Genomic DNA, 25,194 nt, shown 5'->3' with positions numbered 1-25,194 from the left:
CGTCCACCTTATAGAAGCAGCGGAACAAGCATAAGTGCTTGTCTATACTGCAAAACACACAATCCCCACGCCACCGCAATACTAGAATTAGTCATATAATTCAATCATGTTGCAGATCATCGTTAACATCTTCGTCGTCACGCGCCGGAAACGCGCGCACCCCGTGAAGGCGAATGTCGCATTTTGCATATTTTACGGTGGTGGAATGCAGGGATTAAGCGCCGGATCGGCAGATATCGGCATTGGCTCAATAGCGGCCGGAAAGCAGCGCGCCGGCGCCCGGAACCCGCGTCGCAAGCCCGAGCCGCGCGAGCATCTGGTGCGCGGTGCAAATCGCCGCCGATATCACGGGTTTCCCGATCGCATCCTCGATCCGCTGCACCGCCGGCAACGACGGCATCTGGACGCACGCGGAAAGGACGAGCGCGTCGACGCCGGTCAGGTCGAGCCGCTTGTAATGGTCGAGCAGCTTGGCGGGATCCTGCGCCGCGACCTCCAGATTGTCGGGGATTTCGAGCGCGAGCCAGTCGGCGACCTCGACGCCCTCATTTGCGATATAGCCGACGACCATCTCGGTCAGCGGCTTCATATAGGGCGCGACTAGCGCGATGCGCTTCGCCCGCAGCGCCTTCAGCCCCTCGATCAGCGCGCCGGCGCTGGTGACGACGGGCGCCGCATGGCCATTCTCGACCGTGCGCTGGTGGAGGCGGGCTTCTGAAACGCGATGATACCCTTCGCCCATGCTCATGATCGCGACGAGGCAGGCATAGCCGAGCACATCGACCGCGGCGTCGGACAATTCGAGCGCGCAGCGGTCGGAGTCGGCGTCCATCGCCGCCAGTTCTTCCTTCGTCACCTTCTTCATCCGCATCCGCGACGAGTGGAAGGTGAAGCGTTCGGGCGCGATGGCCTCGCGCGCGCGGAGCAGCGCGGGGATTTCGGTTTCCATCGTGACGTTCGAGCTGGGCACGATCTGCCCGATGCGAATGGGGCGTGTCATATCGCGCTCAGACCGCGACGATCGGATTACGGAGCGTGCCGATGCCTTCGACGGTGCATTCGACGACGTCGCCCGGCCACATGAATTCCTGCGGATCACGCCCCGCGCCGACCCCCGCCGGGGTTCCGGTCGCGATGATATCGCCGGGTTCGAGCGTCATCACGCCCGAAATGTCGGCGATCAACTGCGGCACGTTGAACAGCATGAAGCGGGTGTTGCTGTTCTGCTTCTCGACCCCGTTCACATGCGTCAGGATGTTGAGGTTGTGCGGATCGCCGATCTCGTCGGCAGTCACGATGCACGGCCCCATCGGCGCGAAGCTGTCCTGCCCCTTCGATACGATCCACTGCCCCGCGCGGCGGCAATCGCGCGCCGACACGTCGTTGATGACGGTGTAGCCGAACACATGGTTCAGTGCGTCGCCCTCCGCGACGTGGCGCGCGGTGCTGCCGATGATCACCGCAAGTTCGGTTTCCCAGTCGAGCTGCTGCGTGACCTTCGCGTTGTGGCGGATCGGGTCGTTCCACGCGACGACCGCGGTCGGCGGCTTCGAGAAGATCACCGGCTGCTGCGGGAGTTCTTTCGATGTGTCGAGGCTGCGCGCCGATTCAGCAACATGCTCGGTATAGTTAAGACCGATACCGAAGATATTCTTGCGCGGGCGCGGGATCGGCGCGAGCAAGGCGACATTACCCTCGGGCAGCGAGGTGCCGATCAGGTCGGCGGTCGTCGCGCTTTCGATCGCTTCGCCGAGGAAACGCAGACCTATCGGGCCCAAGTCGATGAAATCGAGCATCGTCGAGGGCAGATCCTGCCCGATCGCGTCGCCGAAATATTCGACGTCGATCACAAGCCCGTCGTGGATAAGGCCGAGCCGGGGTTCGGTCTCGACCGTGCGATAAGTCACAAAGCGCATAGATAGTCCTGTCTGCTCAGGCGGGCTGGTGGCCGCCATTTTCGGAATAGGGTTCCTCAATGCGGACGCCGAGCGCCTCCATCACAGGGAAGTCATTGAACGAGAAAAGGAAAGCTTCCTCAGAGGCATCGAGGTTGACATGCTCGTGCCACATCCACGCGGGCACGCAGAAAATGTCATGTGTCGCCCAGTCGAACCGCTCGCCGCCGATGATCGAATAGCCGCGGCCGCCCGCGACATTATAGACGACATTGCCGGTGTGGCGGTGCGCCTTTCCGCGGAAACCGCCTTTGAGCATCTGCATATGCGCGCCCATCGTCTGGAGCGCCCAGCCGCCGGTCAGCGGGTTCGAATAGCGGACCATATGCCCGTCGAAGGGCGTGCCCTCGGAGACTTTGGCGAGGTTCCACAGCGCGTCGCGCGTCGCTTCCCAGCGATAGACCAGCACCGGCGAATAAGGCTTCTCCCACGCTGGCACGCCCTCGGGCCGCAACCCCGCCCCACCATAGCTCAGCGGCAGATCGTCGACCGGAAACGCCGCCGTTTGCGCGGGCTGGTCGTAGACCGCGTAGAAATTGGTCTCGAGGCTGTTCATCAGCGGGATATCGAGCCCGTCCTGCCAGATCGACACCTCGCCCCCGGCGAGGACGCCATGATCGTGCCAGGCGCCGTTCGGGGTCAGCACATAATCATTGGCGCCGAGCGTGATATGATGCCCATCGACGACGGTATACGCGCCCTTCCCCTCCATGATGAAACGGTGCGCCGACGCGGTGTGCTTGTGCGCGGGGGTGATTTCGCCGGGGCGCATCGCCTGCATGCCGCTGAACAGCCAGCCGCACACCGCGACATTCTCGCGCCCCGCATCGCTGTCGTTGAGCAAAGTCACGACGCGGCGCCCCGCCTCTTCGGGCTTCACCAGATCGAGCGCGCGCAGGCACATGTCGCGCATCTCGGCATAGCGCCAGAGCGTCGGGCGATAGCGCGTCTCCGGCTCCCACGGCTCGATCGCATTGGCGCGTTTCCAGAAGGCGCCTGCATTATGCCCCGCAAGCTCCTGATAAAAGGCTTCGAGTTCGGGCGTATCTGTCACGCGCGACCGCCCGAGCACATCGTCACGCGGATCGACGATCGTGCTATTGCCTGCCATCATGACGTCTCCTCGGAATCGGCGGGCCTCGGCTCGTCGACGAACAGGGCCGACGCGCGGGGGGTCCGGTCGACCGTCAGGTTGAAAATGTCGAAGCGGTTATAGCCGCCGATGATGTCGTGCATCAGCTTCGGCCGGATGCACTCGCCAAGGTCAATATCGGCATAGACGATGCCTTCGTCATCAATCAGCGCCTCGCCGACCAGATTGCCGTGCGGGTCGATCACGCCCGAAAAGGCGCTGTTCGGGCGCGACAGCAACTCGCGATTCTGCGGCCGATCGGCGCTCATTGCGTCGATGATTTCGGGGCTTATCGCCGAACAAGCGACGATGGTGAAGACCTTGCCCTCGAAACTGTGCGCGGTCGCGCGGATTTTGATCGCCTCGGCCATATTGTACGACGCGGGCGCGACGGGCAGCGCGATATAATTGGCGACGTGGACCAGCTCGCCCTGCGACAGCAAGGCGAAGCGCGCGAGCGTGTTGGTATTTTCGCCGCATGCGAGCGTGCCGAGCGGCCCGACGGGGGTATCGTAAATGCGGATCGAGCCGCCGTCGCCGCCCGCCCAAGTCAGCTTCTCGGCCCAAGTCGGCACCAGCTTGCGATGCCGCCCGAGCAGGCTGCCGTCGGCACCGATGATCAGGTTGGTGTTGTAGAGCGTGCCGACGCTCACCGGATCGCGTTCGTTGATGCCGATGACGACGGTGCAGCCATGATCGCGCGCGGCATCGCACAGCGCCGCGACCTCGGGGCCATCGACCAGCACCGACGCGCGGTACAGCCGCTCGTGCCACTCGGCGCCCTCGATCGGCGTCATCAGCCAGTTCCAATAAGGATAGGCGGAAACGAACACCTCGGGAAAGGAAACAAGCTCAGCGCCATTGCCCGCGGCCTCCGCGATCAGCGCGCATGCCTTGTCGATCGTGCGCGCAGTATCGAGAAACACGGGCGCGGCCTGCACCGCGGCGACGCGCGATTTGGGCAGGAAGGGCGCCGATGCCTCGCTCATGTCACTGCCGCCCGTTGGTGATATTGCGGCTTGTCCCACGCGCGCATCGCGCAGACCTTTTCGAGCCGGCGGGCCGTTTCGACGATGTCGCGATAGCGCAGGTAAAGCGGCGTCAGTCCAAAGCGCAAAATGTCGGGTGCGCGGAAGTCGGCGATCACGTCAAATTCCTTGAGCGCCTGCACGATCTGATAGCCTTGCGGATGCGCATAGGCGACCTGGCTGCCGCGCTCCGCATGCCCCTGCGTGCTCACCAGTTCGAAGCCGTAAACGTCGCACAGCGGCTGCATCTGCTCGATGAACAAGTCGCCGAGCGCGAGCGATTTGCGGCGGATTTCGGCCATGTCGGCTTCGAGCATCAGGTCGACGCCGACTTCGAGCGCCGACAGCCCCAGCACCGGCGGCGTGCCGCACTGAAAGCGTTCGATCCCCTCGGCGGGGTCGTAATCCTCCTCGAAATCGAACGGCCGCGCATGACCGAACCAGCCCGACAGCACCGGCGTGGCGCCGTGGTGCCGCGCCGCGGCGAAGAGATAGGCGGGCGCGCCGGGGCCGCCGTTCAGGAACTTGTAACCGCAGCCGATCGCGAAGTCGGCGTTCGCGCCATTGAGGTCGACCGGGATCGCGCCCGCGCTGTGACTCAGATCCCAAACGACGAGCGCCCCGGCTTCGTGCGCCGCCCGCGTGACTGCCGCCATGTCGCGGACACGGCCCGACTTGTAGTGGACCTGCGTCAAGAGCAGAACCGCGACATCATCGTTCAGCGCATCGACGACATCGTCCGGCGCGACGGTCACCGCCTTCACGCGCCCACCCGAAAAAGCCTCGATCCCCTGCATCATATAGACATCGGTCGGGAAATTGGTCGCTTCCGACAGGATCACCGTCCGTTCACGCCGCAACGAAAGCGCGGCGGTCAATGCCTTGAAGATATTGACTGAAGTCGAATCGGTCGCGACGATCTCTCCCGGCTTCGCGCCGATCAGCCGCCCGATCTTGTCGCCGATCCGGCGCGGCGCGGTCGACCATTCGGCGCCGAGCCACGAGGTGATCAGCCCCTCGCCCCACTCGTCGCCGATCACGTCGGCGAGCCGCTCGCCCGTCGCCTTGGGCAGCGCGCCAAGCGAATTGCCGTCGAGATAGATCAGCCCCTCGCGCAGGTGAAAGCGCCCGCGAAAATGAGCAAGCGGATCGGCTGCATCGAGCGCCGCCACGTCGGTCGCGAAGATCGTTTCGGTCATGCGATTTCCCTCAGGATGGCGCGCACCGGGCTGGCATCGGCGCCGACGATGCGGAGCGGCAGCGCGACGAGCTCGTACCGGCCCGGCGGCACATCATCGAGCACCAGCCCTTCCAATATTCGCATATCAGCGGCCTTCACCGCCTGATGCGCGTCGAGCGTCTTCGATTGTTCGGGGTCGAGCGATGCCGCATCGGTGCCGATCAGGCGCACGCCGATGCTGCCGAGCCGCGCTATCACTTCGCTGGCGATCGCGGTGAAATCGCCGTCCCACGCCTCGTGCGGAAACCGCTCATAGGTTCGCAGCAACACGCGCTCGGCACCGTCGATCGCGGTCCAGTCGATATCGGCAATCTCGACCCTCCCGCGCGCATGGCGCACGTCGAGCAGCACGCACGGTCCGATATAGGGATCGAGGTCGCAGTCGGCCGACGAGACGCCGTCATTGGCATAGTGCAGCGGCGCATCGCCGTGGGTGCCTGCGTGCAGCGGCGTGAACATGCCGCCGACGTTGACCGGGCACCCATCGCCGATCACCGCATGGCTGTGGAGCGCGAAGGCGGGCTCACCCGGCCACACCGGCACCGCGGCGTGGAGCGGCTGCGAAATGTCCCAGATCCGGCTCATGCGCGCGTCCCTTCGGAATAATCGCCGCCCCCATAGTCACCACCTTGCCGCGGCGCGACCATCTCGGTCCGCATCGACCAGAGTTCGGGGAAGAAGCTGAGGCTCAGCGCCTTGACGAGGTAATTGACCCCCGACGATCCGCCCGTCCCCGGCTTGTGCCCGATCACGCGCGCGACGGTCTTCATGTGCTTGAAGCGCCATTCCTGGAAATAATATTCGAGCGCGGTGATCTTCTCGGCGAGGGTGTAGAGATCCCAGTGATGCTCGGGATCGGTGTAGATCGCGAGCCATGCCTTCTCGACCGCCTCCGACGCCTCATAGGATTTGGTCCAGTCGCGCTCGAGATGATCGGCGGGAATGGCGAAGCCGCGCCGCGCGAGCAGCCGCAGCAACTCGTCATAGAGCGACGGAGCCTCGAACGTCGCACGCAGCCTTTCAGTCGCTTGCGGGTCGTCCTTGTGGACGATCATCATATCCTCGCGCTTGTTGCCGAGCAGATATTCGAGCTCGCGATATTGCTGCGACTGGAAGCCCGACGCGCGGCGCAGGAAACCGCGAAAGGTCAGGAAGTCGTGCGGTGTCAGCGTCGCGAGCACTTCCCAGCTGTGGATCATGTGGCGCTGGATCGTCGCGATCCGGTCGAGCCCCTTGCCCGCGATCTCGAGCTGGTCGCCCTTGATCGCGTCATAGACGATCCGGCCTTCATGCAGGACGAGCTTGAGCCACAGCTCCATCGTCTGGTGCATGATGATGAACAGCATCTCGTCGGGCTTGTCCGACACCGGCACCTGCGCCGACAGAAGCTGCTGCGTCTGGATATGGCGCGCATAGGTCAGGCCATTGTCCCACTGGATCGTCTCGCCGTCGATCTCGGTCTCGAAAATTTCGGTGCCGCCGTCGCGCGTCTGCCTGATCATGAGCGTGCCTCTCTGCCTGCCGGAGCGGCCGGCAGACGTCCTTCATAGGCCAGATCGCCGGGCCAGCCATCCCCCGGTTCGAGCGCCGGTTCGCCCGCAATCTTGCGATAGATGCTGGCGAAGTCGGTTTCCTCGGTCGCGCGCAGCAATTCCTCGAAGCCCGCAACGACGAAATAGGTCTGCTGCAACTGGTCGAAATGATATTTGGTCCGCATCACGCGCTCGATATCGAGCCAAATCCGCCGCGGTTCGGGCGCGGTCAGCGCCGACACGGTTTCGGCGAGGCTGGACATCAGCCCGCCGCCAAAGGCGCGAAGCTCGCCATCCTCGACGACCAGCCCGAACTCGACCGTATAAAGCCAAAGCCGCCCGAGGAAATCCGACGCGCCCAGCTTTTCAGCGCGCAGCCCCGCCTGCCCATAAGCGACGAGGAAGTCCGAAAAGGCCGGATCGGTCAGCATCGGCACATGCCCGAAAATGTCGTGAAACATGTCGGGCTCTTCGCTGTACGCAATCTGCTCGGGCGAGCGGAGGAAATTGGCCGCGGGAAAGCGCCGGTGCGCGAGATGCTCGAAAAAAGGCTCGTTCGGGATCCAGCCGGGCACCGCGACGACTTCCCACCCCGACGCGGGTTTCAGCAGCGCGTTGAGTTCGGCGAAATCGGGAACCCCCGGCTTCAGCTTGCGAAGAATGTCGAGCCCGCCGAGAAACGACCGGCACGCATAGCCGTCGAGCGCCGCCGACTGCCGTTCGAAAAGGGCGCGCCAGGTCTTGTGCTGCCCGTCGGTGAAGGCACGCCAGTTTTGCGGCATTGTCCAATCGGCCGCGACGCCTTCGGGCGGTACGTCGAAAATATGCGTCGCGGCCATCGGTCTCTCTCCAAACCTTCGGCCGCCAGACTAGCCTGCGCGTGCGCGAACATTGTGCGGATTTGGTGGCGAAGCGGGGCGAAAAATCGTCATTCGTTCTGCATTTTTTCTTATTTGAAGGAATATGTTCCTCCATGTTAGCTTCTTGCCGCCATTCAAGGACGAAACGCATGGACAAGCTCGACTGGAAGATCGTCGCCGCGCTCGAACGCGACGGCCGCCAATCCTATGCCGACCTCGGCGAGCAGGTCGGCCTCTCCAAATCGCCCTGCTGGTCGCGGGTGAAAAATCTCGAGGAAAGCGGCGTGATCGAAGGCTATGCCGCGCGCCTCGATCCGATCGCGATCGGCCTCGCGGTGCAGAGCTTCGTCGAGGTGCAGATCCGCTTCGACGCGCATATCGAATTCGAAGCCGCGGTGCTCGCGCATCCCGCCGTCGTCGAGTGCCACACGACCGCGGGCGAAAGCGACTATTTGCTGAAGATCTTCGCACGATCGGCCGACCATCTCGACGAGCTGCTTCGTCACAATCTGTCGAAACTGCCCGGCGTCCAGCGCTTGAAGACGGTGGTGTGCCTCAAGACGATCAAGCGCCATGGCCATCTCGCCGAATGGGCGCGCACGACCGAGAGCCGCGACCGCGTCAACTGACCATCAAAACCGCTTCCGTACCGAAAGCTGGATCGTGCGCCCGAGCGGGTCCACATCATAGCGCCGATACCCCGCCGGAACACTCCCGTCGTCCAGCACCACGCGCCGATAGCTGTTGAACAGGTTTCGGATTTCGAGCGAGATGTTCAGATCCGAAAGCCATTCTGGCTTCTCCGGCGTTCGCAGCAGGCGCTCGGGCTCGGCGAAGAGGCGGAGGTTCAGCGTCGTCACGGGGCGATGGAGATAATCCGGCTGGCCATCCGATCCGGCAGGCGCGCGGAGCCGGAATCCGCTCTGCCAATTGCCGTCGAGCGTCACGCCCATGCCCGGTTTGCCCGCCACAAGCTGGACGCTCACATTGTGCCGCGACTGCGCCGTATCGCCGTCCAGCCGGTCGATCACGGGGGCGCCAAGGCTGGTCAGCAGTTCGCTGCGCAGCAACCAGCCGTGGTTCACAGACAGGGTGAATTGCCAGGGATGACCCGTCAACGCAGCGGAGGCGCCTTCCTCCTTCCGCCCCGGTGCAAGCAACAGCGTCAGGCTGTTGTTCAGCCGTTCGGTCGTGTCGCGCACGATCCGGATCGGCCGGGCGTCCACCCGGATCAGGCGCCCCGCCGCATCGCGGACGAACCGGTCGGGAAAGGCGACTTCGACCGCCAGCGAAACCCCGGGAAATCCGCCCGCGCCACCCGTCGACTGCTGTCCCCGATATTCGACCGACAGCGAGAGCAGCCGGGGATCGAACGGACGCAAAGTGGCGCCCAGCGACAAGGTGCGACGTCGGCCCGATCCCAGATCGGGGTTGCCGCCGGTGACCCAGACCGGTTCGGCGATTTCCTGTCGTGCGAAATCGTAAACGCGTCGCACCTCTTCTGAATAAGGGGCGGTCAATTGATCGAGCGATGGCGCGAGCTTGGCGAAGCTGACCGATCCGTCGAACCGGAGTGCGGGAACAGGGCTCCAGTTCGCGCCCAGCTCGAACCGCGGACGCGACGTCTCGCGGGAACCGAAGGTCAGACCGCCGGCGAAGTCCAGCGCCAGGTCACCGAGCAGCGAATGCGGGTTTTCGTTTCGACTGGCGATCGGCACCGCGAACGACAGCCGGCCGTCATATCGGTCCTGTCCCACGCGGACGGTGCGGTCGTCATCGTCTATTCCGTTCCTGAACCGACTGGTCGTGCGGTTGCGGTTCATTCCCGCCGTCAGCGTCGCCGTCAACGGCCCGGCCGGCAGGTCGGCGATCGATCGGTTGTAGGTCAGCCGCGTGCTCAAGTTTTCGCTCACCGACCGGTTGCGGCTTGTAGCGAATCCTTCGGGCGACAGCCCGTCGGGCTGGTCGATGCGGCCGTTCGCCCAGACGCGCGTATAGTTGGCGCTGAAGATCGCGCGCCCGCCGGCGAGAGGCCCCGACAAGCTGGTCGAAAGACCGAGATTCCGGGAATTTTGCCTGCCGAGCAGGACCGGCGCGCGCGCGCCGGGGTCGGTCTGCGCCAGGCCCAGCGATTGCCGGCTGCCACTTGCCGCGGCGTTGAGGCTCAAGGAAGCACTGAAGCGCCCGATCGGCCGCGTAAGCCCCGCGGAGACCGACATCTGCTCCGTCGCGGGACGCAGCGACCGAAAGGCGTCGTCATCCGCCCGTGGTGGCGACGAGGCGCGCGAACTTTCGAACAGCGCGCTCTCGCCCGCAAGCTGGACCTGCGCGCTCCACCGCGCCTTGCCGTCGATGACGAAACGCCCCGCCGATCCGCTGCCGCCAATTTGGCCCCCCGCGGTCGGCGCCTTAACGCTGGCCTGCGCCTCCCAAGACACGAAATGTCGTTTGAGGACGAGGTTCACGACGCGCTGGTTGCCCGCATAGCCGTATCGCCCGGCGGCTTCGGGCGGCAGGATCGCAAGACGCTTGAGCGCGGCCGGCGGGAAGCTCGCCAAATCCTGAATCGAATCGACGCGCTCGCCATTGATCAGAATGATGGGCCGTTCGTCGGGTCGCCCGGTCAGCGGCGTGATGCGGCGCACCAGTTCCCCGATCGAATAGGCACCATAGGAATCGATCTGCAACTCGTCGAGCTCGATTTCGGGTTCGACGAGCGCCTCGCCATATCGGGCGGTGACGACGATCTCCTGATCATCGCCGACTGCGACGGCCTCGCCGTCGGCGGCGTCCGGCGATAGCGCCCCGGCAGAAGGCAGGTCCTGCGCGCCTGCAGCAACGAACGGCCACAGGCACATCGAGGCCAGCAGCACCGCACAACGCCATCCGGGATTGCGGAAGGCCTCGCGCCCGCCGGACGGGCCCGATGGATCGTCCGCGTCGTTTTTGCGCGCTGCTTCCCTTTCCCGCATCCGGCTTCGCGATTCCCTGGCCCTAAACCTCCGTTCGTAACCGATTATCGAGTGCGCTAAGACCGCCGCCCCCCGGCCGCCGACAAAGTCGAATGCGGACGGGAACGGCGACGGTCGCAGCGGCGAGAAGCCATACACTGATTGATGTGGCCGGGCACGGAGGGTTCAGCCCGGCCACCTCCCAACCGGACTTAGGAGAGATTCAGGTTGGGGATCGAGATGCTTGCATCGTGGATCGTGCAGGTGTTGCCGTTCGGATCGATCGGCGGCAGCGTCTTGTTGGTGATCGTCAGCACCTTGGTGCTGTTGTTCCAGTCGCCGCGAACGGTGCCATAGCAGGGGTCGTTGGCGATCGTGTTGGCGCCCATGGTGATGTCGACCTTGGTGGCATCGCCCGGGACCGTAGCGGCCGACCAGGTGCCCTGCGGGACGACGGCGAAGCAGCTGAAATCGCCCGGCGCGATATCGGGCGATGTAATCGCGACGGTGGTGCTCGACGTGACCGTTCCGTCGAAGGTGACGTCGCAGGTCACACGAAGGGTCTGCTCCAGATCGGCATAGCCGCTGCTGCCGTTGGCGTTGCCGCTGAACGATTGCGCATTGGCAGCGAAGGGCATGGCGAGCGCTGCGACGGTTCCCATCAGGGCCGTGAATTTGTTCATGACACTTCCTCTTCCTAGTCGATGTTGATTTGGAAAGGCGGGATGCCTCCCGACTCCTATGACGCACGCGATGCGAAAGAGGGGGGATGGAGCGCGACATTTTTTATACGCATTTTTAGTATTTTGGTAGTGACATCGAATAGGGTTTCGAAGAAATTTACCATCGCCCGCAGATGTCTGCCAATCTTCTTGAGCGCCGTGCGCCAAATCTGCATCGTCACCCAACACCCGTTCGTGTTGAGCTTGTCGAAGCACCGTTTTTTTTGACGGCAGAAAGGAAGAACGCCCCTTCGACAAGCTCAGGGCGAATGGATCATATTAAACGCACGATGCTCTGACGCCTTAACCTCGTTGCCGACCATGGAGCGAGAGCCATGATCCGACCGGGTTCAGGCGCATCGCCCTCCTATCGCGTATAAAAAAACGGAGGCCGCCGTCGATAACGAGCGGCGGCCCCAGGGGAGAGGTTCGTGATACTCGCGCGGTCCGATTGCACGGAGAAACCGACACCCCTCCAATATCGCTTGTTCCGAGCCGGCGCCGTGTCCCCTTCGCGACGCCTCTTCGGCCAGATGTTCGACCAGCCAGGTCCCGTCGATGGCCCTCCTAGAACTTCACCGTGGCGTTCAGGCCGACGATGCGGGGGTCGAGCGTGAAGACGTTGGTGCTGAGGCCGGTGTCGTCGCTGTTGGTGAAGGTGCCGGTGATCGGCGCCTTGTCGAACAGATTCTTGACATAGAGCTGGAGCGCGAAATCGCCTTCGCCGCGTGCGAGGTTGACCGCCAGATTGACATTGTCCCACGCCTTCAGCCGGTCATATTCGGTGTTGAAAACCCGCGCATAGCTCTTGCCCTGCCGATAATAGTCGCCGCGGAAGGTCAGCACCCAGTCGCCGCCTTCGAGGAAGACGCTATATTGGGCGCCGATGTTGAACGTATAATGCGGCGCGTTGGGCAACTCGTTGCCGCCGAGGTCGGCATAAAAGCCCTTCCCGCCGTTCGGCGCATCGGTCAGCGGATTATAGGTGAAGCCCAGCAGCCGATCGAACTGGAACGCGGGATTAACGCCCGGGAGCTCCGGATTGAAGGTGCCGTAACGCGCGGACCCGGCGCATAGCGCCGAGAGCATCAGCAGCTTGAAATCCTCGGGCACCCGATCAAAATCCAATATCCGTTCGACGAGAGCTTTGGGCGCGATGCAGTTGGAGGGAACCTGAAGCCATGGCCGCAGCAGCATCCAGTCGGGATTGCCCTGGGTCCGGTCCATCACGTCGATCGACTTCGCGCCCTTGTCGATCCGCGTGTCGAGCAGGCCGAGCGTCGCGTCGAGCCGGAAGTTGCGCGAGGGCCGCCACGCCGTCTCGAGCTCGAGCCCCCAGGTCTTGGCGCTGAAATTTTCGTTGAGCGAGATGCGGTCGACGATCTGCGAAATCTGATAATCCTGATAGGCGTTGAAGAAGGCGGCCGCGTTGAGCGTGAACCGGCCGCCGTCGAAGCTGTTCTTCGTCCCGATTTCGAACGCCGTCACATATTCGGGTTTGAAGGTTTCGGGGAGCGGCTGATATTGAATCACCTTCTGGTCGATATCGGCGCGCGGCGGGTTGGCGCCGCCGCCCTTGTAGCCGCGCGATCCCGAGGCATAGAGGAGGGTGTCGTCGGTGAAGGACAGGTCGGGCTTCCAGTCGACGACCAGCCGCCCGGTCACCGCGTTCCATTTCTGTCGGATTTCGGGAAACTCGCGGAAACCGCGGCTGATCGTGCCGCCTGAGATTGGGCCACCCCTCGTGGGGTCATTTTCGATCGCGCCGAGCAGCAACTGGCTGGGGACCGGTGTCGCGATCTTCTTGTCACGCGTATAGCGCAGCCCCAGCGTGATTTTCAGGTCATCGGCCGCCTGCCAATAAAGCTCGCCGAATATCGCCTGCGATTTGGTCCGTACCGGATTCTTGCTGCGGAAATAATTATGGCCGTCCTCGGGTCCTTCGCCGATCGGATTGGGATCGACCCAGACGCATTCACGGCCTGTCGGCGTTCCTTCGCCGCAGTTGCGGGTTATCGAGCCGCCGCCCTCCCTGGCGCCATTATAGTTATACTGGGCGATCAAGGTGAACAGGTTGTTGTATACGAAATAGTCGTCCTGCGATTTGAAATCGAGATAATTGGCGCCGATGTTGAAGTTCAACGGGCCGTCGAAGGCGGATTGCAGCCGCAGTTCCTGCGTCCATTGGCGATTGCGCGACCGGCTGAGATCGGCCGACAGGATACGATCCGACGCCCCCAGTTGCGGATCGGTGAAGATACCCCCCGGGGTCGGCCCCGGAACGGTTACCGGCTGGGGCGGGCCCGACGAATTTTGAACCAGCACCGCCGAATCGTTGAAAACGGGCGCCGAGACGAAGCGATTATAATCCTGCGACGAATAATAGCGATCGCGCGCATAGGCGGTCTGCGAAACGAGTTTCAGATCGTCGCCAAGGCCTAGTTCCATGTTGAACTGAAACACATCATTCTTGGCGCGGAAGACGGGGTCATAACTCGTCGCGACCTCCCGCAAGTCGCGCGATTGGACGACATCGCCATAAGGATCGAAATTGCGAGGAATTGGAAAGACGAGCGGGCGGCGTGTCGCAACGGTCGGATCCCGGCCCATACTCATGTTGATCTGGGGGAACATGACGTAAGCGAGCGCCTTCGCATTCGGCGCACCAAAGGCGGCATCGCCATAGAGCGACGCCGACTGGCACCCCTGGCTGAACCGGCTCTGCAGGAATTCGGGCACCGCGATATCGCCGACCTGCGCCACGCCGGGATCGGTGGTGCATAGCTGTTTGCCGGTGCGCGAGCGGTTGTCGTCTTCCTCGAAATGCTGCCAGATCGCATTGACCTTGAACCGGTCGCTCGGCTCCCACTGGACCGATGCGCGCGTCGACCACAGGTCGCGGCCGTTGATCCGCTGCTGCGTGAACGTATTATAGTCGAAGCCATCGCGCTTCGTCATCGCGCCCGCGACGCGGACGGCCAGCGTGTCGGTGATCGGCACATTGAGCATCCCCGACAGGCGCCGCGTTTCGAAGCTGCCGGCCTCGGCCTTCACTTCGCCTCCAAAACTGTCGTCGGGAAGCGCCGGGATGACGTTGACCACGCCCGCGGTCGCGTTGCGGCCGTAGAGGGTGCCCTGCGGACCGCGCAGTACCTCGACGCGCTCGAGGTCGAAAAATTCGGCTTCGAAAAGGCGGTTGCGGATCAGCGGCGTGTTGTTGAAGCTCACCGCGACGGCGGGGTCGTTCGATGCGGAAATCGCCTTGGTCCCGATGCCGCGGATCGTGAAGTCATAGCCGCTGAAATTGCTTTTCGAGAAATTGACGTTGGGCACCGCGCGCACCAGTTCGGCTCCGCTCTCGATCTTGTGGTCGTCGAGCGCCTTCGGCGTGAAGGCGCTGATCGCGATCGGCACGTCGCTGATCTTTTCTTCGCGCTTCTGCGCCGTGACGACGATTTCAGTATCGTCCTCGATCTCACCGCCGGCGGCGAGCGGGGTTACGTTTCCCTCCCGCGTCACCACAAAGACGTCGCCGTCGCGGCGATAGCCGAGGCCGGTGCCGAGCAAGAGCGCGCGCAGCGCCGTTTCGGGGTCGGACCGCTTGCTGTGGCCCGCGGTGCGCTTGCCGTTGACGATCGCCGCATCGACCAGGATCGTCGCGCCGCTTTGCACGCCGAAGTCGCGTAGGGCCCGGTCGAGCGACTGCGCCGGAATGCGGTAACTCGTGACATGTTCGCGCGCCAGCGCCGTATTGCCCGACAACGCCAGGCAGCCGATCGCCGCACCACTCAACAGAAATTTGCGCAAATTGCATGCACGAACCCGCATGTCCCCTCTCCCTCACCCTGTGCTGCGGGATTCATGTCCCGCTGTTCCGGCGTTCGATGCGACGCCATTCGGATAGACGCCCCATTTTCAGACATGGGGGGATCGGTCGAATAATATTTTCAACAATGTTAATATCTACGCCGGTGAACGGGTCGTTAGGAAAATTAGTCGGCGGGCGCGTTTTTATCCCCCCTCTTGCGAATTTCCCGCGTCTACCCTGTTAACTCCAGCACAGAGTGGAGCCGCAATGACCGTTTTGGGGACGATGCCGGGATGACGCGTAGGGCTGGGAGCATCTCGCAATGCCTGTTTTGTCAGGATCATTATTGACGATGGCTGTCCCGCAACAGGACCGGGATCTGGCCGCATGGATGGCGACCTATGGCCCGGGCCTGCGCCGCTATTTCCGGCGTCGCGCCGACGACGCCGATGTCGATGATCTGGTGCAGGAGGTTTTCCTGCGCCTGCAATCGGCACAGCTCAGCGCGCCGATCGACAATGTCGAACGCTATCTGTTCACCGCCGCGCGCAACGCGCTGATCAGCCGGCACCGCCGGCAAAAGGCGCGCGCGAGCCTTTTGCACGACGAGTTCGAGGACGGCCTCGAAATCGCCGAGCAACGGTCGCCCGAACGCATCGTGATCGGCCAGCAGGAATATCGCCGCGTGCTCGAGGCGATCCAGAATCTTCCGCCGCGCGCACGCGAGGCCTTTCAATATCACCGGTTCGAAAATCTGACCTATCAGGCGATTGCCCAGCGGATGGGCATTTCCAAGGAGGCGGTGAAGGAGCTGATGCACCGCGCGCTCGTGCGCATCGTCGAAGAAATGGAGCCCGACCTGTGAGCGGCAACGACGCCTTCGCCCGCGCCGCGCTCCGCGCCGAGGCGGTGCAATGGTTCAACCTCGAACGGTCGGGCGACATGACGGTCGACGACGAGCTTCGCTTCCTCGACTGGCTCGATCAGTCCGACGCCCATCGCGACGCCTATCGGCTCGTCGAGCGCGCCTGGCTGATCGCCGGAACGATTCCACAGGAAGCCGAAATGCTGGCACCGCCTGCGCTCGATGGCGAAACGGGACACCGGCGGCCCGGCTGGCGCCGACATCTGGCGCTGGCGGCCTCGCTGCTGCTGGTCTTCACGCTCGGTTGGATGGCCTATCTCGATGGTTTTCCGGGCTTCGGCACGACACAGGCTCAGCAGTTCCGCACCGGCGTCGGCCAGACGACGACCGTCACCCTTCCCGAAGGCTCGGTCGTGACGCTCGATGCCGAAACCGAAATGCGGCTACACGAAACACCGCGCGAGCGCCGGGTCGATCTGGTCGCCGGACGCGCCTTCTTTCGCGTGGCTCCCGATCCGTCGCGACCCTTTATCGTAAACGCCGGCGGGAAGAGCGTGCGCGCGATCGGTACCGCCTTCGAGGTCAGCTTCGAGCATGGCAACATGGTCGTCACGCTCGCCGAGGGGAAAGTGCGGGTTGAGGAGACGGAATCCGGGTCGGGCAGCGGCACCGACATGGTGCCCGGCGGCCAGCTCGTCATCGGCGCCGACCATAATTGGACGCTCAGCCGCGTCGATGTCGCGAAAGAGACGAGCTGGACCGAGGGACGCCTGATCTTCATGCGCGACCCCTTGTCCGAAGCGGTAGCCGAAATGAATCGCTATTCGCCGCGAAAGCTCATCTTCAAGGACGGCAAGATACCCGAAAAGCAGGTCGTCGGCGTGTTTCAGGCGGGCGATGTCGACGCTTTTGTCAAGGCGATGGAATTGAACGGCATCGCGCGCCGGGTCTCAACGACCGACGATCAGATTGTCCTGTCAGGAAACGAGTAGTGCCGGTCAGGCCGCAGCGGGGGGAATTCCCGTCGGAATCAGGAACAGCGGCAGGATACGCGCGATCAGGTCGCGCATCGCGTCGTCGGGCTGGTCGAGCATATCGCGAACATGCGGTCCGATGACGGCGTCGCCGAAAGCGGTCACCGCCATCATCAGCACCGCCGCGCGCACCCGGTCGGGTGCGGCTTCGTCGGTCGACTGGCCGACAATCGCCTCGACCAGCGCGCGCACCGCGGCGCGCACGGGTTCGAGATGTTCGACGTCGCCCGACAGGATGATCCACGCCGCGAGCGGCCCCGCGCCGCCCTTGTCGAAAGCGTCGAACACGCGGTCGGCCACCGCGCGCGGCGCGGCGCTGTCGGTTTTCATGAGTTCGACGACATTGCCGAGCGCGTCGGTCAGGTCGCGCACCATCGATTCCATCAGCGCCGACTGCAGCCCCGCCGCCGAGCCGAAATGATGGAGCACATTGGCGTGCGACATGCCGATCGCCTGCCCCACATTGGCGAGCGTCACCGCGGCGGGCCCGCGATCGAGGAGCAGCCCGCGTGCCGCCGCCAACCCCTCCTCGCGAACCTCGGCCCCCGAACGCTTGCGCCGTTTCTGGTGCGGCCGCGCTTGCTTGTACATGCACAATTTCCTTGCGGCCCCGCGCCCCGCGACGGCCTTCGCTTCAAAAGCCTTACCCGAAAGCGGCGGATTGTCACCCTCATCGTCCCGCTTGCCGTTTCGGAAATCACATGATATATACATTGATGTTAATGTAACTTTGATCGCAGAAAGGTTGCACGATGACCATCCCCCTCCGCACCCCCGACGACATCCGGATCGAAAAGCGCGACCTCAAATTCGGGCGCGAGACGCCGCCGCCGCGCTGGTGGCACAGCGGCGACCCCGGCCGCACCGCCTTTTTCAACGCGCTGTCGTCGACCTTCCCGGTCGGCGAGAAATTCTTCATGACTTCGGTGCGCCATTATCGCGAGGGCACGCCCCAGCCGCTGCGCGGCCAGATCGACGATTTCCTCTATCAGGAATCGATGCACAGCCGCGAACATGTCGTGTTCAACCGCCAGGCCGAGGACGCGGGCTTCGACATCGCGTCGGCCGAGGATCGCGCGCGCCGGACGATCGCCTGGGTCAAGCGCCGCTCGCCGATCCAACAACTCGCCGCGACCTGCGCGCTCGAACATTTCACCGCGACGCTCGCGCACGATGCCCTCGCCAACCCCGTCCATCTGGGCGGCGCGGCCGAAGAGGCGCGGCAGCTGTGGCGCTGGCACGCGATCGAGGAGATCGAGCATAAGGCCGTCGCCTTCGACACCTATCTCCACGCCGCGCGGACGATGACCCCGCTGCGCCGTTGGCTGAAGCGCAGCACGGTGATGTGCGTGACGACGATGCGCTTCCACTATGTTATCTTCCGCAACACCGCCGACCTGCTCGCGCAGGACAGCCACAACAATTGGGCGACATGGAAAGGTCTGCTGGCATGGCTCTATGGCCGCGACGGGCTGATGCGCGCGCTGCTGCGCGGCGTCTTCACCTATATGAAGCCGGGGTTCCATCCGTGGGAGCTCGACGACCGGCCATTGCTCGAAGAGGCGCTCCGCCTGCTCGAAGGCGGCAAGGCGAAGGAGCTGGCCGCATGAGGCGGGCGCTCATCCTTCTCGCCGCCGCCGCATTCGCTACGCCCGCCGCCGCGGCCGACATCACCGGCGTCTGGGCGACGGGCAGTGAGGGCGGGCGCGTCGAAATCTATCGCTGCGGCAAGGCGCTGTGCGGCAAGGTGGTCGACGCCAAACGCCTGCGCGCCAACCCCGACCTCCGCGACGTGCGCAATTCGGACCCCGAGCTGCGCCAGCGCAAAATCAAGGGCCTCGTCGTCCTCAACGGCTTCACCGGCGGCCCGACCGAATGGAAGGGCGGCCCCGTTTACGACCCGGAAACCGGCGATGGCGCCGCGAACGGCCGGCTCAAACTGCTTCCCAACGGCAAACTCGAGCTCAAGGGCTGCATCGCCTTTTTCTGCCGCACCAAGATCTGGACCCGCACCGGATAGAGCGCGATCCTATTGACGAGATAAGGAAGGCAGTGTTTCAATCTAGCGCGATCGCCCTCAATGCTTCAGATACTGGCTCGGCGGGACGCCGAAGGCGCGGCGGAACATCGCGGCGAACCCGCTGGGGCTGTCATAACCGACATCATAGGTGACCTGCGTGATCGACGCGCCCGCCGCGAGCAGCGACAGCGCTTCCATCAGCCGCACCTGCTGCCGCCAGACGGCGAGCCCCATTCCCGTTTCCTGCTTGAAGCTGCGCGTGAAGGTGCGCCGCCCCATCGCCGCGAGCGCCGCCCAGTCGTCGATGTCGCGCGGGTCGGCCGGGTCGGCGATGATCGCGTTGCAGACGCGCAGCAGCCGCGGATTCGACGGCATCGACACCTGATAGGGCGCGTTGGGCATCCGGGCGATCTCGTCGAGCAGCAGCGCGATGATCCGCCCTTCGCGCCCGTCGACATCATAGAGCGCCGGAAAATCGACGACCTCGAGGATCAGCGATTTGACGAGGTTCGACACCTCGAACACGCGGCATTGCTTCTCATGCTCGTGCCCCGCGCACGGCAGATAGAGCGTGCGCAGCGACACCGGGCCGCGGCACGCGACCTCGTGCCGCGTGCCCGCGGGCAGCCATACCGCACGCTGCGGCGGGATCACGAAGCTCGTCTCGGGCGTGCGCACCGACATCACCCCGGCCGAGGCATAGAGGATCTGGATATGGTCGTGGCTGTGCATCGGGTCGACGAAGCCCGCGGGATATTCATCCTGCAGCGCCATCACCGGCCGGCCGGCTGTCAGGACATCGACACTATGCTTCATGGCCCGATCCTCGCAGATATTGGACAAATACGCCATATAGGCCGAACGCCGCGCTGACCAGCCGCGCAGCCTCCACTGGCCTGTCCCGTGCGGTGATTGGCCCGTTTGGGCGATAGAAGCGAGCCTGTAAAAGCTATCAGACGATCAAAGGATCGTTTCGAGAGGATATACCAATCATGTCAAAGGGCTTGAGTGCCATGCAGGACGACATGGCCGACCCCGACATCCGCCGCTTCGTCGATGCGATCAACGCCGCCTATGCCGAACATGCAGCTCCGGCCGGTGCAAGCATGGCGCTGCGCCGCGCGGTCGCCGAACGCGTGCGCCGGCCGTGGCGCGAGGGTGGCCCGATAATGGCAGAGACCCGCGAAATGGATATGGGAGGCGTCCGCCTGCGCCTCCACTGTCCGGTCGCGGACGAAAAGCTCCCCGTCATGCTCTATATCCATGGCGGCGGCTGGATGTTGTTCAGCATCGACACCCACGACCGGCTGATGCGCGAATATGCGGCGCGCGCGCGAATAGCGGTGATCGGGATCGATTACAGCCTGTCGCCCGAAAGCAAATTCCCTGTCGCGCTCGAGCAATGCGCCGCCGCGCTCGACTGGATCGGTGCGGAGGCCGACGCGCTGAACCTCGACGCGGACCGCGTGCTCATCGGCGGCGATTCGGCTGGCGCCAATCTGTCGGTCGCGACCTGCCTGCTGCAACGCCAGCGCGGACGCCCGCTGCCCGCCGCAATGTTGCTCAATTACGGCGCCTTCGCGCCCGAACGCACATCCAGCTATGCACGCTTCGGCGCGGGCGATTATTCGCTCGAGGCCGACGAGATGGATGCCTTTTGGGCCGCCTATATCGACGGGCCCGAGCAGCTCGCCGACCCGCTCGTCGCGCCGCTGCGCGCCGACCTGACCGGGCTCCCGCCCGCGTTCCTGGCGATCGCCGAATGCGACATCCTCGTCGATTGCAACGACGCCTTCGCCCGCAAGCTCGAAGAAGCCGGCGTCCCGACCCGTACCGTCACCTACGGGGGTGCGACGCACAGCTTCCTCGAAGCCATGTCGATCGCGCCGCTCGCGAACCGCGCGCTCGACGAGCAGGCGGCGTGGATCCGTGATACGCTGAAAATATGACCTCGCTCTACGATCCGCGCGACGCCGCCGACGTCGGCCGGCTGATCGCCGGCTATCCGCTCGCGTGGCTCGTCTCGCGCGATTTTCACGCGAGCCCGCTGCCGCTGATCGCCGAGACCGACGCGAACGGAGCGGTGACGGCGCTGTTCGGTCACTGCGCGCGGCGCAACCCGCTCGTCGCCGATTTCCGCACCGACCCGCGCGGGCTGATCCTGTTCACCGGACCCCAGGCCTATGTCCCGACGGCCTTGCTGTCGAAGCCCGACTGGGCGCCGACGTGGAACTATGCCGTGCTGCGCTTCACGGTCGACATCGAGTTCGTCGAGGGCGAAACCAAGGAGGCCATCGAGCGGCTCGTCGCGAAGATGGAAGACGGCACCTGGTCGACAGCGAACCTCGGGCCGCGCTATGCCAAGATGATCGATCAGATCATCGCCTTTCGCGCGCATGTCCGCTCGGCCGAGCACAGCTTCAAGCTCGGGCAGGACGAAAGCGCCGGTGGCTTTGCCGAGATCGTCGCGGGCCATAGCGACCGGACGCTCGCGGCGTGGATGGAAGGACAGGCAGACAGGTGAAGCTTTTCTTCGACGACCGCCAGATGGCCCACGCGCCGGCACGCGAATTGCATAATGGCGACTGGGTGCCCTATGCCGAAAATATCGAGCGGCCGCGTTCGATCGTCGAGGCTTTCACCGACTGGCACGCAGTGCGCGACTTCGGCATGGCGCCGCTGCTCGCCGTGCACGACGCCGGCTATCTCGCCTTCCTCGAACGCGCGCATCGCGACTGGATCGCCGCAGGCCGCAATGGCGATGCGATCGGCTACACCTTTCCGGTCAGGCGGCGGCGGCCGCTGAGTTTCGGGCGCATCGATGCCGATCTCGGCGCCTACAGCTATGACGCCGGGACGCCGATCGCGGCGCGAACCTGGCAGTCGGCCTATTGGTCGGCGCAGGGCGCGCTGACCGCGCTCGACCATCTGGCGACGAGCGGCGAGACACACGCCTTCGCGCTCTGCCGCCCCCCCGGCCACCACGCCGGACGCGACTATATGGGCGGCTATTGCTACCTCAACAACGCCGCGATCGCGGCGCGCGCGGCACGGGACCGCGGCCTTGGCCCGGTGGCGATCCTCGACATCGACTATCACCACGGCAACGGGACGCAGGACATCTTCTACGAAGATCCCGATATCTTTTTCGCCTCGATCCACGCCGACCCGCGCACCGACTATCCCTTCTATTGGGGGCATGCCGACGAGCGCGGCGAAGGCGCGGGCGAAGGCGCGACGCTCAACCTCCCCCTGCCCCGCGGCACCGACGGGCGAAGCTATGCGCCCGCGCTCGACGCCGCGCTGGCCGCGATTGCGGACTGGGGCGCGAAACTCCTCGTCCTGTCCTTCGGCGCCGACACGCACAGCAGCGACCCGATCTCGAGCTTCGCGCTAGAGCGCACCGACTATGTCGAGCTGGCGGGCCGCATAGCCGCGCTCGGCATCCCGACGCTGATCGTGATGGAGGGCGGCTACGCGGTCGGCGACCTCGGCAAGAATGTCGCGGCATTCCTGTCGGGATTTGTGGAATAGGGTCAGCTCTGGAGAGAGAGAGCTGCCATTGCCAACGTTCGTCGGTTTCCATCTTTTCGTCATCCCGGACTTGATCCGGGATCCCGGCGGCGCTGAAGTCATGGACCCCGGATCAAGTCCGGGGTGACGATGATTGAGAGGTCCGCTTCCGGTCGTTAGCGGACGCCCTCAAAAATCCCGCTCGCATCGACTTCGCTCGATGCGAGCGGAGCAGGTTGGGCTGCTTCCGGTCGAAACCAGTCACCCCCACCTCGGCCACGATAAAAAGGCCGCCCCGCCTCCCGACGGGGCAGTCCTCCTCACATCAATCCAGGCTAAACCGCACCGTCGCGCCCAGCGTCCGCGGCCGGGCGACCGAGCCGGCGAACGCAAAGGGCGCATTCAAAATGCCATATTGGTTGAACAGATTCTTCGCGAACAGCCCGAGTTCGATCCGGTCGTTCACCGTCACCGACGCGTTGAGGTCGACGAGGTGGAAATCGCCCTTCTCCAGCGACCCCGCAAAATCGACGGGCGCGCTCGACAGATAGCGGTGCGCGATGCCGAAGCGCGGTTTCAGCGGCGCGTCGGCGAAGCTCAGGTCGAGCGAGTTCGACAGCGTCCATTCGGACGCTCCCGGCAACCGCGTGCCCTTCGCATAGCCGCCGCCCGGCGCGAAGCTGTCGGGCAGCAGCGTCGACAGGCGTGCATCATTATAGGTGATGTTCGACGAGAAGCTGAGGTTGCGCGTCGGCCGCAGGTTCAGGCTGATCTCGACCCCGTCGATGTCGGCACCGCCGCCGTTCACCGTATAGGCGTCGAAATCGACCGGCGTGAACAGGCGCGCCTGCACATTGCCCCAGTCGATATGATAGGCTGTGACGTCGACGCTCAGCGTCCGGTCGATCAGGTCGAACCGCGTACCGATCTCGTAGTTCTTCGTCGTGTCGCTTTCGAAAGTCAGCGGCAGGCCGGGGACGGCGGCCGAATAGACGTTGACCCCGCCGATCCGGAAACCTTCCGAATAGAGCGCATAGATCATGAAGTCGTCCGACGGCTTGTACGTCAGCGAGGCCTTCGGAATGAAATCCGAATCCTTGTCCGCCGCCGGCGCGAAATCGAACGGGTCGACCAGATTGGCGTTGGGCAGATATTGCAGCCGCGGCCGCGAGCGATATTCGAACAGGCGCCCGCCGAGCGTCAGCGTCAGCGTGTCGATGATGTCGAACGACGCTTCGCCGAAGATCGCCTTTTCGGTGACGCGGTTGCTGCTGATCGTCCGCGTCGCAAGGTCGCCGGGGGCGAGTTCGCTGCCCGGCCGCCCGCCGAACTCGCCGGGGTTCGCGTCGATATAGTCGGCGATGCCCTCGACAAAGGTGCCGTCGGTGTTGTTCGAGCGCAGCCGGGTATAATTGGCGCCGAGCAGCCAGCGGAAACGCCCGCTGTCGGGCGAGGCGAGCCGCAGTTCGCCATATTCGGTCTTCGACTTGCCGTCGCTGCTCGCCAGTTCGGGCGTGTCGGTGCGCGGGTCGTTGCCGTTGAAGATCGAATTGTCGAAGGCGAGGTTCGCTTTTTTCTCGGTATAGCTGCCGACCGCGGTCAGTGTCGCAAAGCCCAGATCCTGCTCGATCCGCAGGCTGTGCATCATGAAGCTGGTGTCCTGATATTCGGCGACGTTGGTCGCGCGCTCGAAGGTCTTGGGCGGACCGAAGATCACATAGGTCTGATCGTCGAGATCATATTCCTGATACATGCTCAGCGCCGAAATGCGCGTCGCCTCGGTCGGGGTGAAGACGATCGACCCGCGCAGTCCCCTGACCCTGAGGTCGTTGCTGCCGTCCTTGCCGAGCAAAGTGTTGTCGAGATAGCCGGCGTCGTAGCGCTGGAGCGCGACGAGGCGAACGGCGAGCTTGTCGGTGACGATCGGCAGGTTGACCATACCCTTGACCGCATAGCTGGCCTCGCCGGCGCGCTTGGTCGTCGCGACATTCCCCTCAAACCCCGCGTCGAACCGGGCGGGATCGGCCTCGTTCACGACATAATTGATCGCGCCGCCGAGCGAGGAGGAGCCGAACAAAGTGCCCTGCGGCCCGCGCAGCACCTCGACGCGGCTGACGTCGAAGCTGTCAACGTCGGGGATGACGAGCGGGAAGCCGGGTTCGATCAGCGGCACTTCGTTGAGATAATAGCCCGTCGTCGCCTGATTGGCTTCGTGATAGGTCGAGGAAGCGACGCCGCGGATCACGACTTCGGACACGCCCGGCTGATAATCGTTGAATATGACGCCGGGGACGCGGGTGATATAATCCGAGAGGCTCTGGGCGTTGAGTTTCTGCAGCGTCGCTTCGCTGACCGCACTCACCGATCCGCTGACGTCGCGCACCGACTGTTCGCGCTTGGCGGCGGTGACGACGATCTCGCTGTCGTCGGTCTCCTGCGCCAGCGCGCCCGTCGCATAACCCAGCGCCAGGATCGAGATACCGCATGCGGCGACCCGCCGGATCGATGCAAACCCCATTTTTGCCTCCCTATTT

Annotated in this window: 22 protein-coding genes; 8 read left to right on the top strand and 14 right to left on the bottom strand. The window is 64.1% G+C overall.

All coding sequences use genetic code 11. From position 1 onward, the window contains the following. Positions 1-247 precede the first annotated feature (247 nt). From FG95_RS18825 to phhA, 8 genes are read right to left on the bottom strand one after another with little or no spacing between them, the layout of a single operon-like run. A complete protein-coding gene (locus FG95_RS18825; RefSeq protein ID WP_037557868.1) occupies positions 248-1,000 on the bottom strand; it encodes a maleate cis-trans isomerase family protein in 753 nt (250 codons plus the stop codon). 7 nt (positions 1,001-1,007) lie between these two features. Then, the gene (locus FG95_RS18820; protein ID WP_037557866.1) at positions 1,008-1,916 is read right to left on the bottom strand and encodes a fumarylacetoacetate hydrolase family protein; all 909 of its coding nucleotides are present in this window, start codon (positions 1,914-1,916) and stop codon (positions 1,008-1,010) included. A gap of 16 nt (positions 1,917-1,932) precedes the next feature. Next, complete coding sequence (locus FG95_RS18815; protein ID WP_235211619.1) at positions 1,933-3,069, bottom strand: cupin domain-containing protein; 1,137 nt, start codon at positions 3,067-3,069, stop codon at positions 1,933-1,935. Next, positions 3,066-4,076: a carbon-nitrogen hydrolase family protein gene (locus FG95_RS18810; protein ID WP_037557863.1), complete on the bottom strand. Its 1,011-nt coding sequence runs from the start codon at positions 4,074-4,076 to the stop codon at positions 3,066-3,068. The genes FG95_RS18815 and FG95_RS18810 overlap by 4 nt, the downstream gene beginning before the upstream one ends. Next, positions 4,073-5,314 carry a kynureninase gene (gene kynU / locus FG95_RS18805; RefSeq protein WP_037557861.1) on the bottom strand — a complete coding sequence of 414 codons (1,242 nt, stop codon included), beginning with the start codon at positions 5,312-5,314 and terminating at the stop codon, positions 4,073-4,075. Before kynU ends, FG95_RS18810 begins: the two co-directional genes overlap by 4 nt. Continuing rightward, on the bottom strand, positions 5,311-5,940 hold the full coding sequence (kynB, locus tag FG95_RS18800; RefSeq protein ID WP_037557859.1) for an arylformamidase: 630 nt from the start codon (positions 5,938-5,940) through the stop codon (positions 5,311-5,313). The genes kynU and kynB overlap by 4 nt, the downstream gene beginning before the upstream one ends. Next, entirely contained in the window at positions 5,937-6,857 is a 921-nt protein-coding gene (locus FG95_RS18795) for a tryptophan 2,3-dioxygenase (RefSeq protein ID WP_037557858.1), read from the bottom strand. The genes kynB and FG95_RS18795 overlap by 4 nt, the downstream gene beginning before the upstream one ends. Further along, positions 6,854-7,726, bottom strand: a complete 873-nt coding sequence (gene phhA, locus FG95_RS18790; protein WP_037557856.1) for a phenylalanine 4-monooxygenase — start codon at positions 7,724-7,726, stop codon at positions 6,854-6,856. Before phhA ends, FG95_RS18795 begins: the two co-directional genes overlap by 4 nt. A 170-nt stretch (positions 7,727-7,896) precedes the next feature. On the opposite strand from phhA, the gene FG95_RS18785 reads away from it, so the two are divergent. Then, the gene (locus tag FG95_RS18785; RefSeq protein ID WP_037557854.1) at positions 7,897-8,376 is read left to right on the top strand and encodes an Lrp/AsnC family transcriptional regulator; all 480 of its coding nucleotides are present in this window, start codon (positions 7,897-7,899) and stop codon (positions 8,374-8,376) included. Positions 8,377-8,379: 3 nt separating this feature from the next. Here the strand turns inward: FG95_RS18785 and FG95_RS18780 are convergent, their stop codons facing one another. The 3 genes from FG95_RS18780 to FG95_RS18765 all read right to left on the bottom strand — a co-directional run bounded on the left by FG95_RS18780 (position 8,380) and on the right by FG95_RS18765 (position 15,248). After that, complete coding sequence (locus FG95_RS18780) at positions 8,380-10,620, bottom strand: hypothetical protein (RefSeq protein ID WP_152567712.1); 2,241 nt, start codon at positions 10,618-10,620, stop codon at positions 8,380-8,382. 290 nt (positions 10,621-10,910) lie between these two features. Then, positions 10,911-11,381: a hypothetical protein gene (locus FG95_RS18775; protein WP_037557849.1), complete on the bottom strand. Its 471-nt coding sequence runs from the start codon at positions 11,379-11,381 to the stop codon at positions 10,911-10,913. 606 nt (positions 11,382-11,987) lie between these two features. Further along, entirely contained in the window at positions 11,988-15,248 is a 3,261-nt protein-coding gene (locus FG95_RS18765) for a TonB-dependent receptor domain-containing protein (RefSeq protein WP_037557844.1), read from the bottom strand. Between the two features lie 332 nt (positions 15,249-15,580). Here FG95_RS18765 and FG95_RS18760 point away from each other — a divergent pair, with 332 nt between their 5' ends. Both FG95_RS18760 and FG95_RS20010 read left to right on the top strand, forming a co-directional pair. Then, positions 15,581-16,093 (top strand): RNA polymerase sigma factor, encoded by a 513-nt coding sequence (locus FG95_RS18760; protein WP_037557841.1) that lies wholly within the window; start codon positions 15,581-15,583, stop codon positions 16,091-16,093. Next, positions 16,090-17,085: a FecR family protein gene (locus FG95_RS20010; RefSeq protein WP_052182518.1), complete on the top strand. Its 996-nt coding sequence runs from the start codon at positions 16,090-16,092 to the stop codon at positions 17,083-17,085. Before FG95_RS18760 ends, FG95_RS20010 begins: the two co-directional genes overlap by 4 nt. 6 nt (positions 17,086-17,091) lie before the next feature. Here the strand turns inward: FG95_RS20010 and FG95_RS18750 are convergent, their stop codons facing one another. Then, positions 17,092-17,718, bottom strand: coding sequence for a TetR/AcrR family transcriptional regulator (locus FG95_RS18750; RefSeq protein ID WP_037557838.1), 627 nt, complete (start codon positions 17,716-17,718; stop codon positions 17,092-17,094). 161 nt (positions 17,719-17,879) lie between these two features. On the opposite strand from FG95_RS18750, the gene FG95_RS18745 reads away from it, so the two are divergent. Further along, entirely contained in the window at positions 17,880-18,737 is an 858-nt protein-coding gene (locus tag FG95_RS18745; protein ID WP_037557835.1) for a metal-dependent hydrolase, read from the top strand. Continuing rightward, on the top strand, positions 18,734-19,147 hold the full coding sequence (locus tag FG95_RS18740) for a DUF2147 domain-containing protein (RefSeq protein WP_037557832.1): 414 nt from the start codon (positions 18,734-18,736) through the stop codon (positions 19,145-19,147). The genes FG95_RS18745 and FG95_RS18740 overlap by 4 nt, the downstream gene beginning before the upstream one ends. A gap of 57 nt (positions 19,148-19,204) precedes the next feature. Here FG95_RS18740 and FG95_RS18735 read toward each other — a convergent pair whose 3' ends face one another. Then, positions 19,205-19,963: an AraC family transcriptional regulator gene (locus FG95_RS18735; RefSeq protein ID WP_037557830.1), complete on the bottom strand. Its 759-nt coding sequence runs from the start codon at positions 19,961-19,963 to the stop codon at positions 19,205-19,207. A 176-nt stretch (positions 19,964-20,139) separates the two neighbouring features. Between FG95_RS18735 and FG95_RS18730 the strand changes: the two genes are divergently transcribed. The 3 genes from FG95_RS18730 to FG95_RS18720 are packed head-to-tail and all read left to right on the top strand — an operon-like array spanning position 20,140 to position 22,681. Then, positions 20,140-21,096 carry an alpha/beta hydrolase gene (locus FG95_RS18730; RefSeq protein ID WP_052182517.1) on the top strand — a complete coding sequence of 319 codons (957 nt, stop codon included), beginning with the start codon at positions 20,140-20,142 and terminating at the stop codon, positions 21,094-21,096. Continuing rightward, a complete protein-coding gene (locus FG95_RS18725) occupies positions 21,093-21,671 on the top strand; it encodes an FMN-binding negative transcriptional regulator (RefSeq protein WP_037557827.1) in 579 nt (192 codons plus the stop codon). The genes FG95_RS18730 and FG95_RS18725 overlap by 4 nt, the downstream gene beginning before the upstream one ends. Next, the gene (locus tag FG95_RS18720; protein ID WP_037557825.1) at positions 21,668-22,681 is read left to right on the top strand and encodes a histone deacetylase family protein; all 1,014 of its coding nucleotides are present in this window, start codon (positions 21,668-21,670) and stop codon (positions 22,679-22,681) included. Before FG95_RS18725 ends, FG95_RS18720 begins: the two co-directional genes overlap by 4 nt. A gap of 304 nt (positions 22,682-22,985) precedes the next feature. Here the strand turns inward: FG95_RS18720 and FG95_RS18715 are convergent, their stop codons facing one another. After that, positions 22,986-25,178: a TonB-dependent receptor gene (locus tag FG95_RS18715; protein WP_037557823.1), complete on the bottom strand. Its 2,193-nt coding sequence runs from the start codon at positions 25,176-25,178 to the stop codon at positions 22,986-22,988. Between the last annotated feature and the right edge of the window lie 16 nt (positions 25,179-25,194).

The sequence above is a fragment of the Sphingopyxis sp. LC363 genome, assembly GCF_000756385.1.
Taxonomy (GTDB): Bacteria; Pseudomonadota; Alphaproteobacteria; order Sphingomonadales; family Sphingomonadaceae; genus Sphingopyxis.
This window is presented reverse-complemented; position numbering and strand designations above follow the sequence as displayed.

Excerpts from the sequence above, each read along its gene's own strand:
- FG95_RS18825 (WP_037557868.1), bottom strand. The coding sequence starts at position 1,000 with ATGACACGCCCCATTCGCATCGGGCAGATCGTGCCCAGCTCGAACGTC.
- FG95_RS18820 (WP_037557866.1), bottom strand. The coding sequence starts at position 1,916 with ATGCGCTTTGTGACTTATCGCACGGTCGAGACCGAACCCCGGCTCGGC.
- FG95_RS18815 (WP_235211619.1), bottom strand. The coding sequence starts at position 3,069 with ATGATGGCAGGCAATAGCACGATCGTCGATCCGCGTGACGATGTGCTC.
- FG95_RS18810 (WP_037557863.1), bottom strand. The coding sequence starts at position 4,076 with ATGAGCGAGGCATCGGCGCCCTTCCTGCCCAAATCGCGCGTCGCCGCG.
- kynU (WP_037557861.1), bottom strand. The coding sequence starts at position 5,314 with ATGACCGAAACGATCTTCGCGACCGACGTGGCGGCGCTCGATGCAGCC.
- kynB (WP_037557859.1), bottom strand. The coding sequence starts at position 5,940 with ATGAGCCGGATCTGGGACATTTCGCAGCCGCTCCACGCCGCGGTGCCG.
- FG95_RS18795 (WP_037557858.1), bottom strand. The coding sequence starts at position 6,857 with ATGATCAGGCAGACGCGCGACGGCGGCACCGAAATTTTCGAGACCGAG.
- phhA (WP_037557856.1), bottom strand. The coding sequence starts at position 7,726 with ATGGCCGCGACGCATATTTTCGACGTACCGCCCGAAGGCGTCGCGGCC.
- FG95_RS18785 (WP_037557854.1), top strand. The coding sequence starts at position 7,897 with ATGGACAAGCTCGACTGGAAGATCGTCGCCGCGCTCGAACGCGACGGC.
- FG95_RS18775 (WP_037557849.1), bottom strand. The coding sequence starts at position 11,381 with ATGAACAAATTCACGGCCCTGATGGGAACCGTCGCAGCGCTCGCCATG.
- FG95_RS18765 (WP_037557844.1), bottom strand. The coding sequence starts at position 15,248 with ATGCGGGTTCGTGCATGCAATTTGCGCAAATTTCTGTTGAGTGGTGCG.
- FG95_RS18760 (WP_037557841.1), top strand. The coding sequence starts at position 15,581 with ATGGCTGTCCCGCAACAGGACCGGGATCTGGCCGCATGGATGGCGACC.
- FG95_RS18750 (WP_037557838.1), bottom strand. The coding sequence starts at position 17,718 with ATGTACAAGCAAGCGCGGCCGCACCAGAAACGGCGCAAGCGTTCGGGG.
- FG95_RS18745 (WP_037557835.1), top strand. The coding sequence starts at position 17,880 with ATGACCATCCCCCTCCGCACCCCCGACGACATCCGGATCGAAAAGCGC.
- FG95_RS18740 (WP_037557832.1), top strand. The coding sequence starts at position 18,734 with ATGAGGCGGGCGCTCATCCTTCTCGCCGCCGCCGCATTCGCTACGCCC.
- FG95_RS18735 (WP_037557830.1), bottom strand. The coding sequence starts at position 19,963 with ATGAAGCATAGTGTCGATGTCCTGACAGCCGGCCGGCCGGTGATGGCG.
- FG95_RS18730 (WP_052182517.1), top strand. The coding sequence starts at position 20,140 with ATGTCAAAGGGCTTGAGTGCCATGCAGGACGACATGGCCGACCCCGAC.
- FG95_RS18725 (WP_037557827.1), top strand. The coding sequence starts at position 21,093 with ATGACCTCGCTCTACGATCCGCGCGACGCCGCCGACGTCGGCCGGCTG.
- FG95_RS18715 (WP_037557823.1), bottom strand. The coding sequence starts at position 25,178 with ATGGGGTTTGCATCGATCCGGCGGGTCGCCGCATGCGGTATCTCGATC.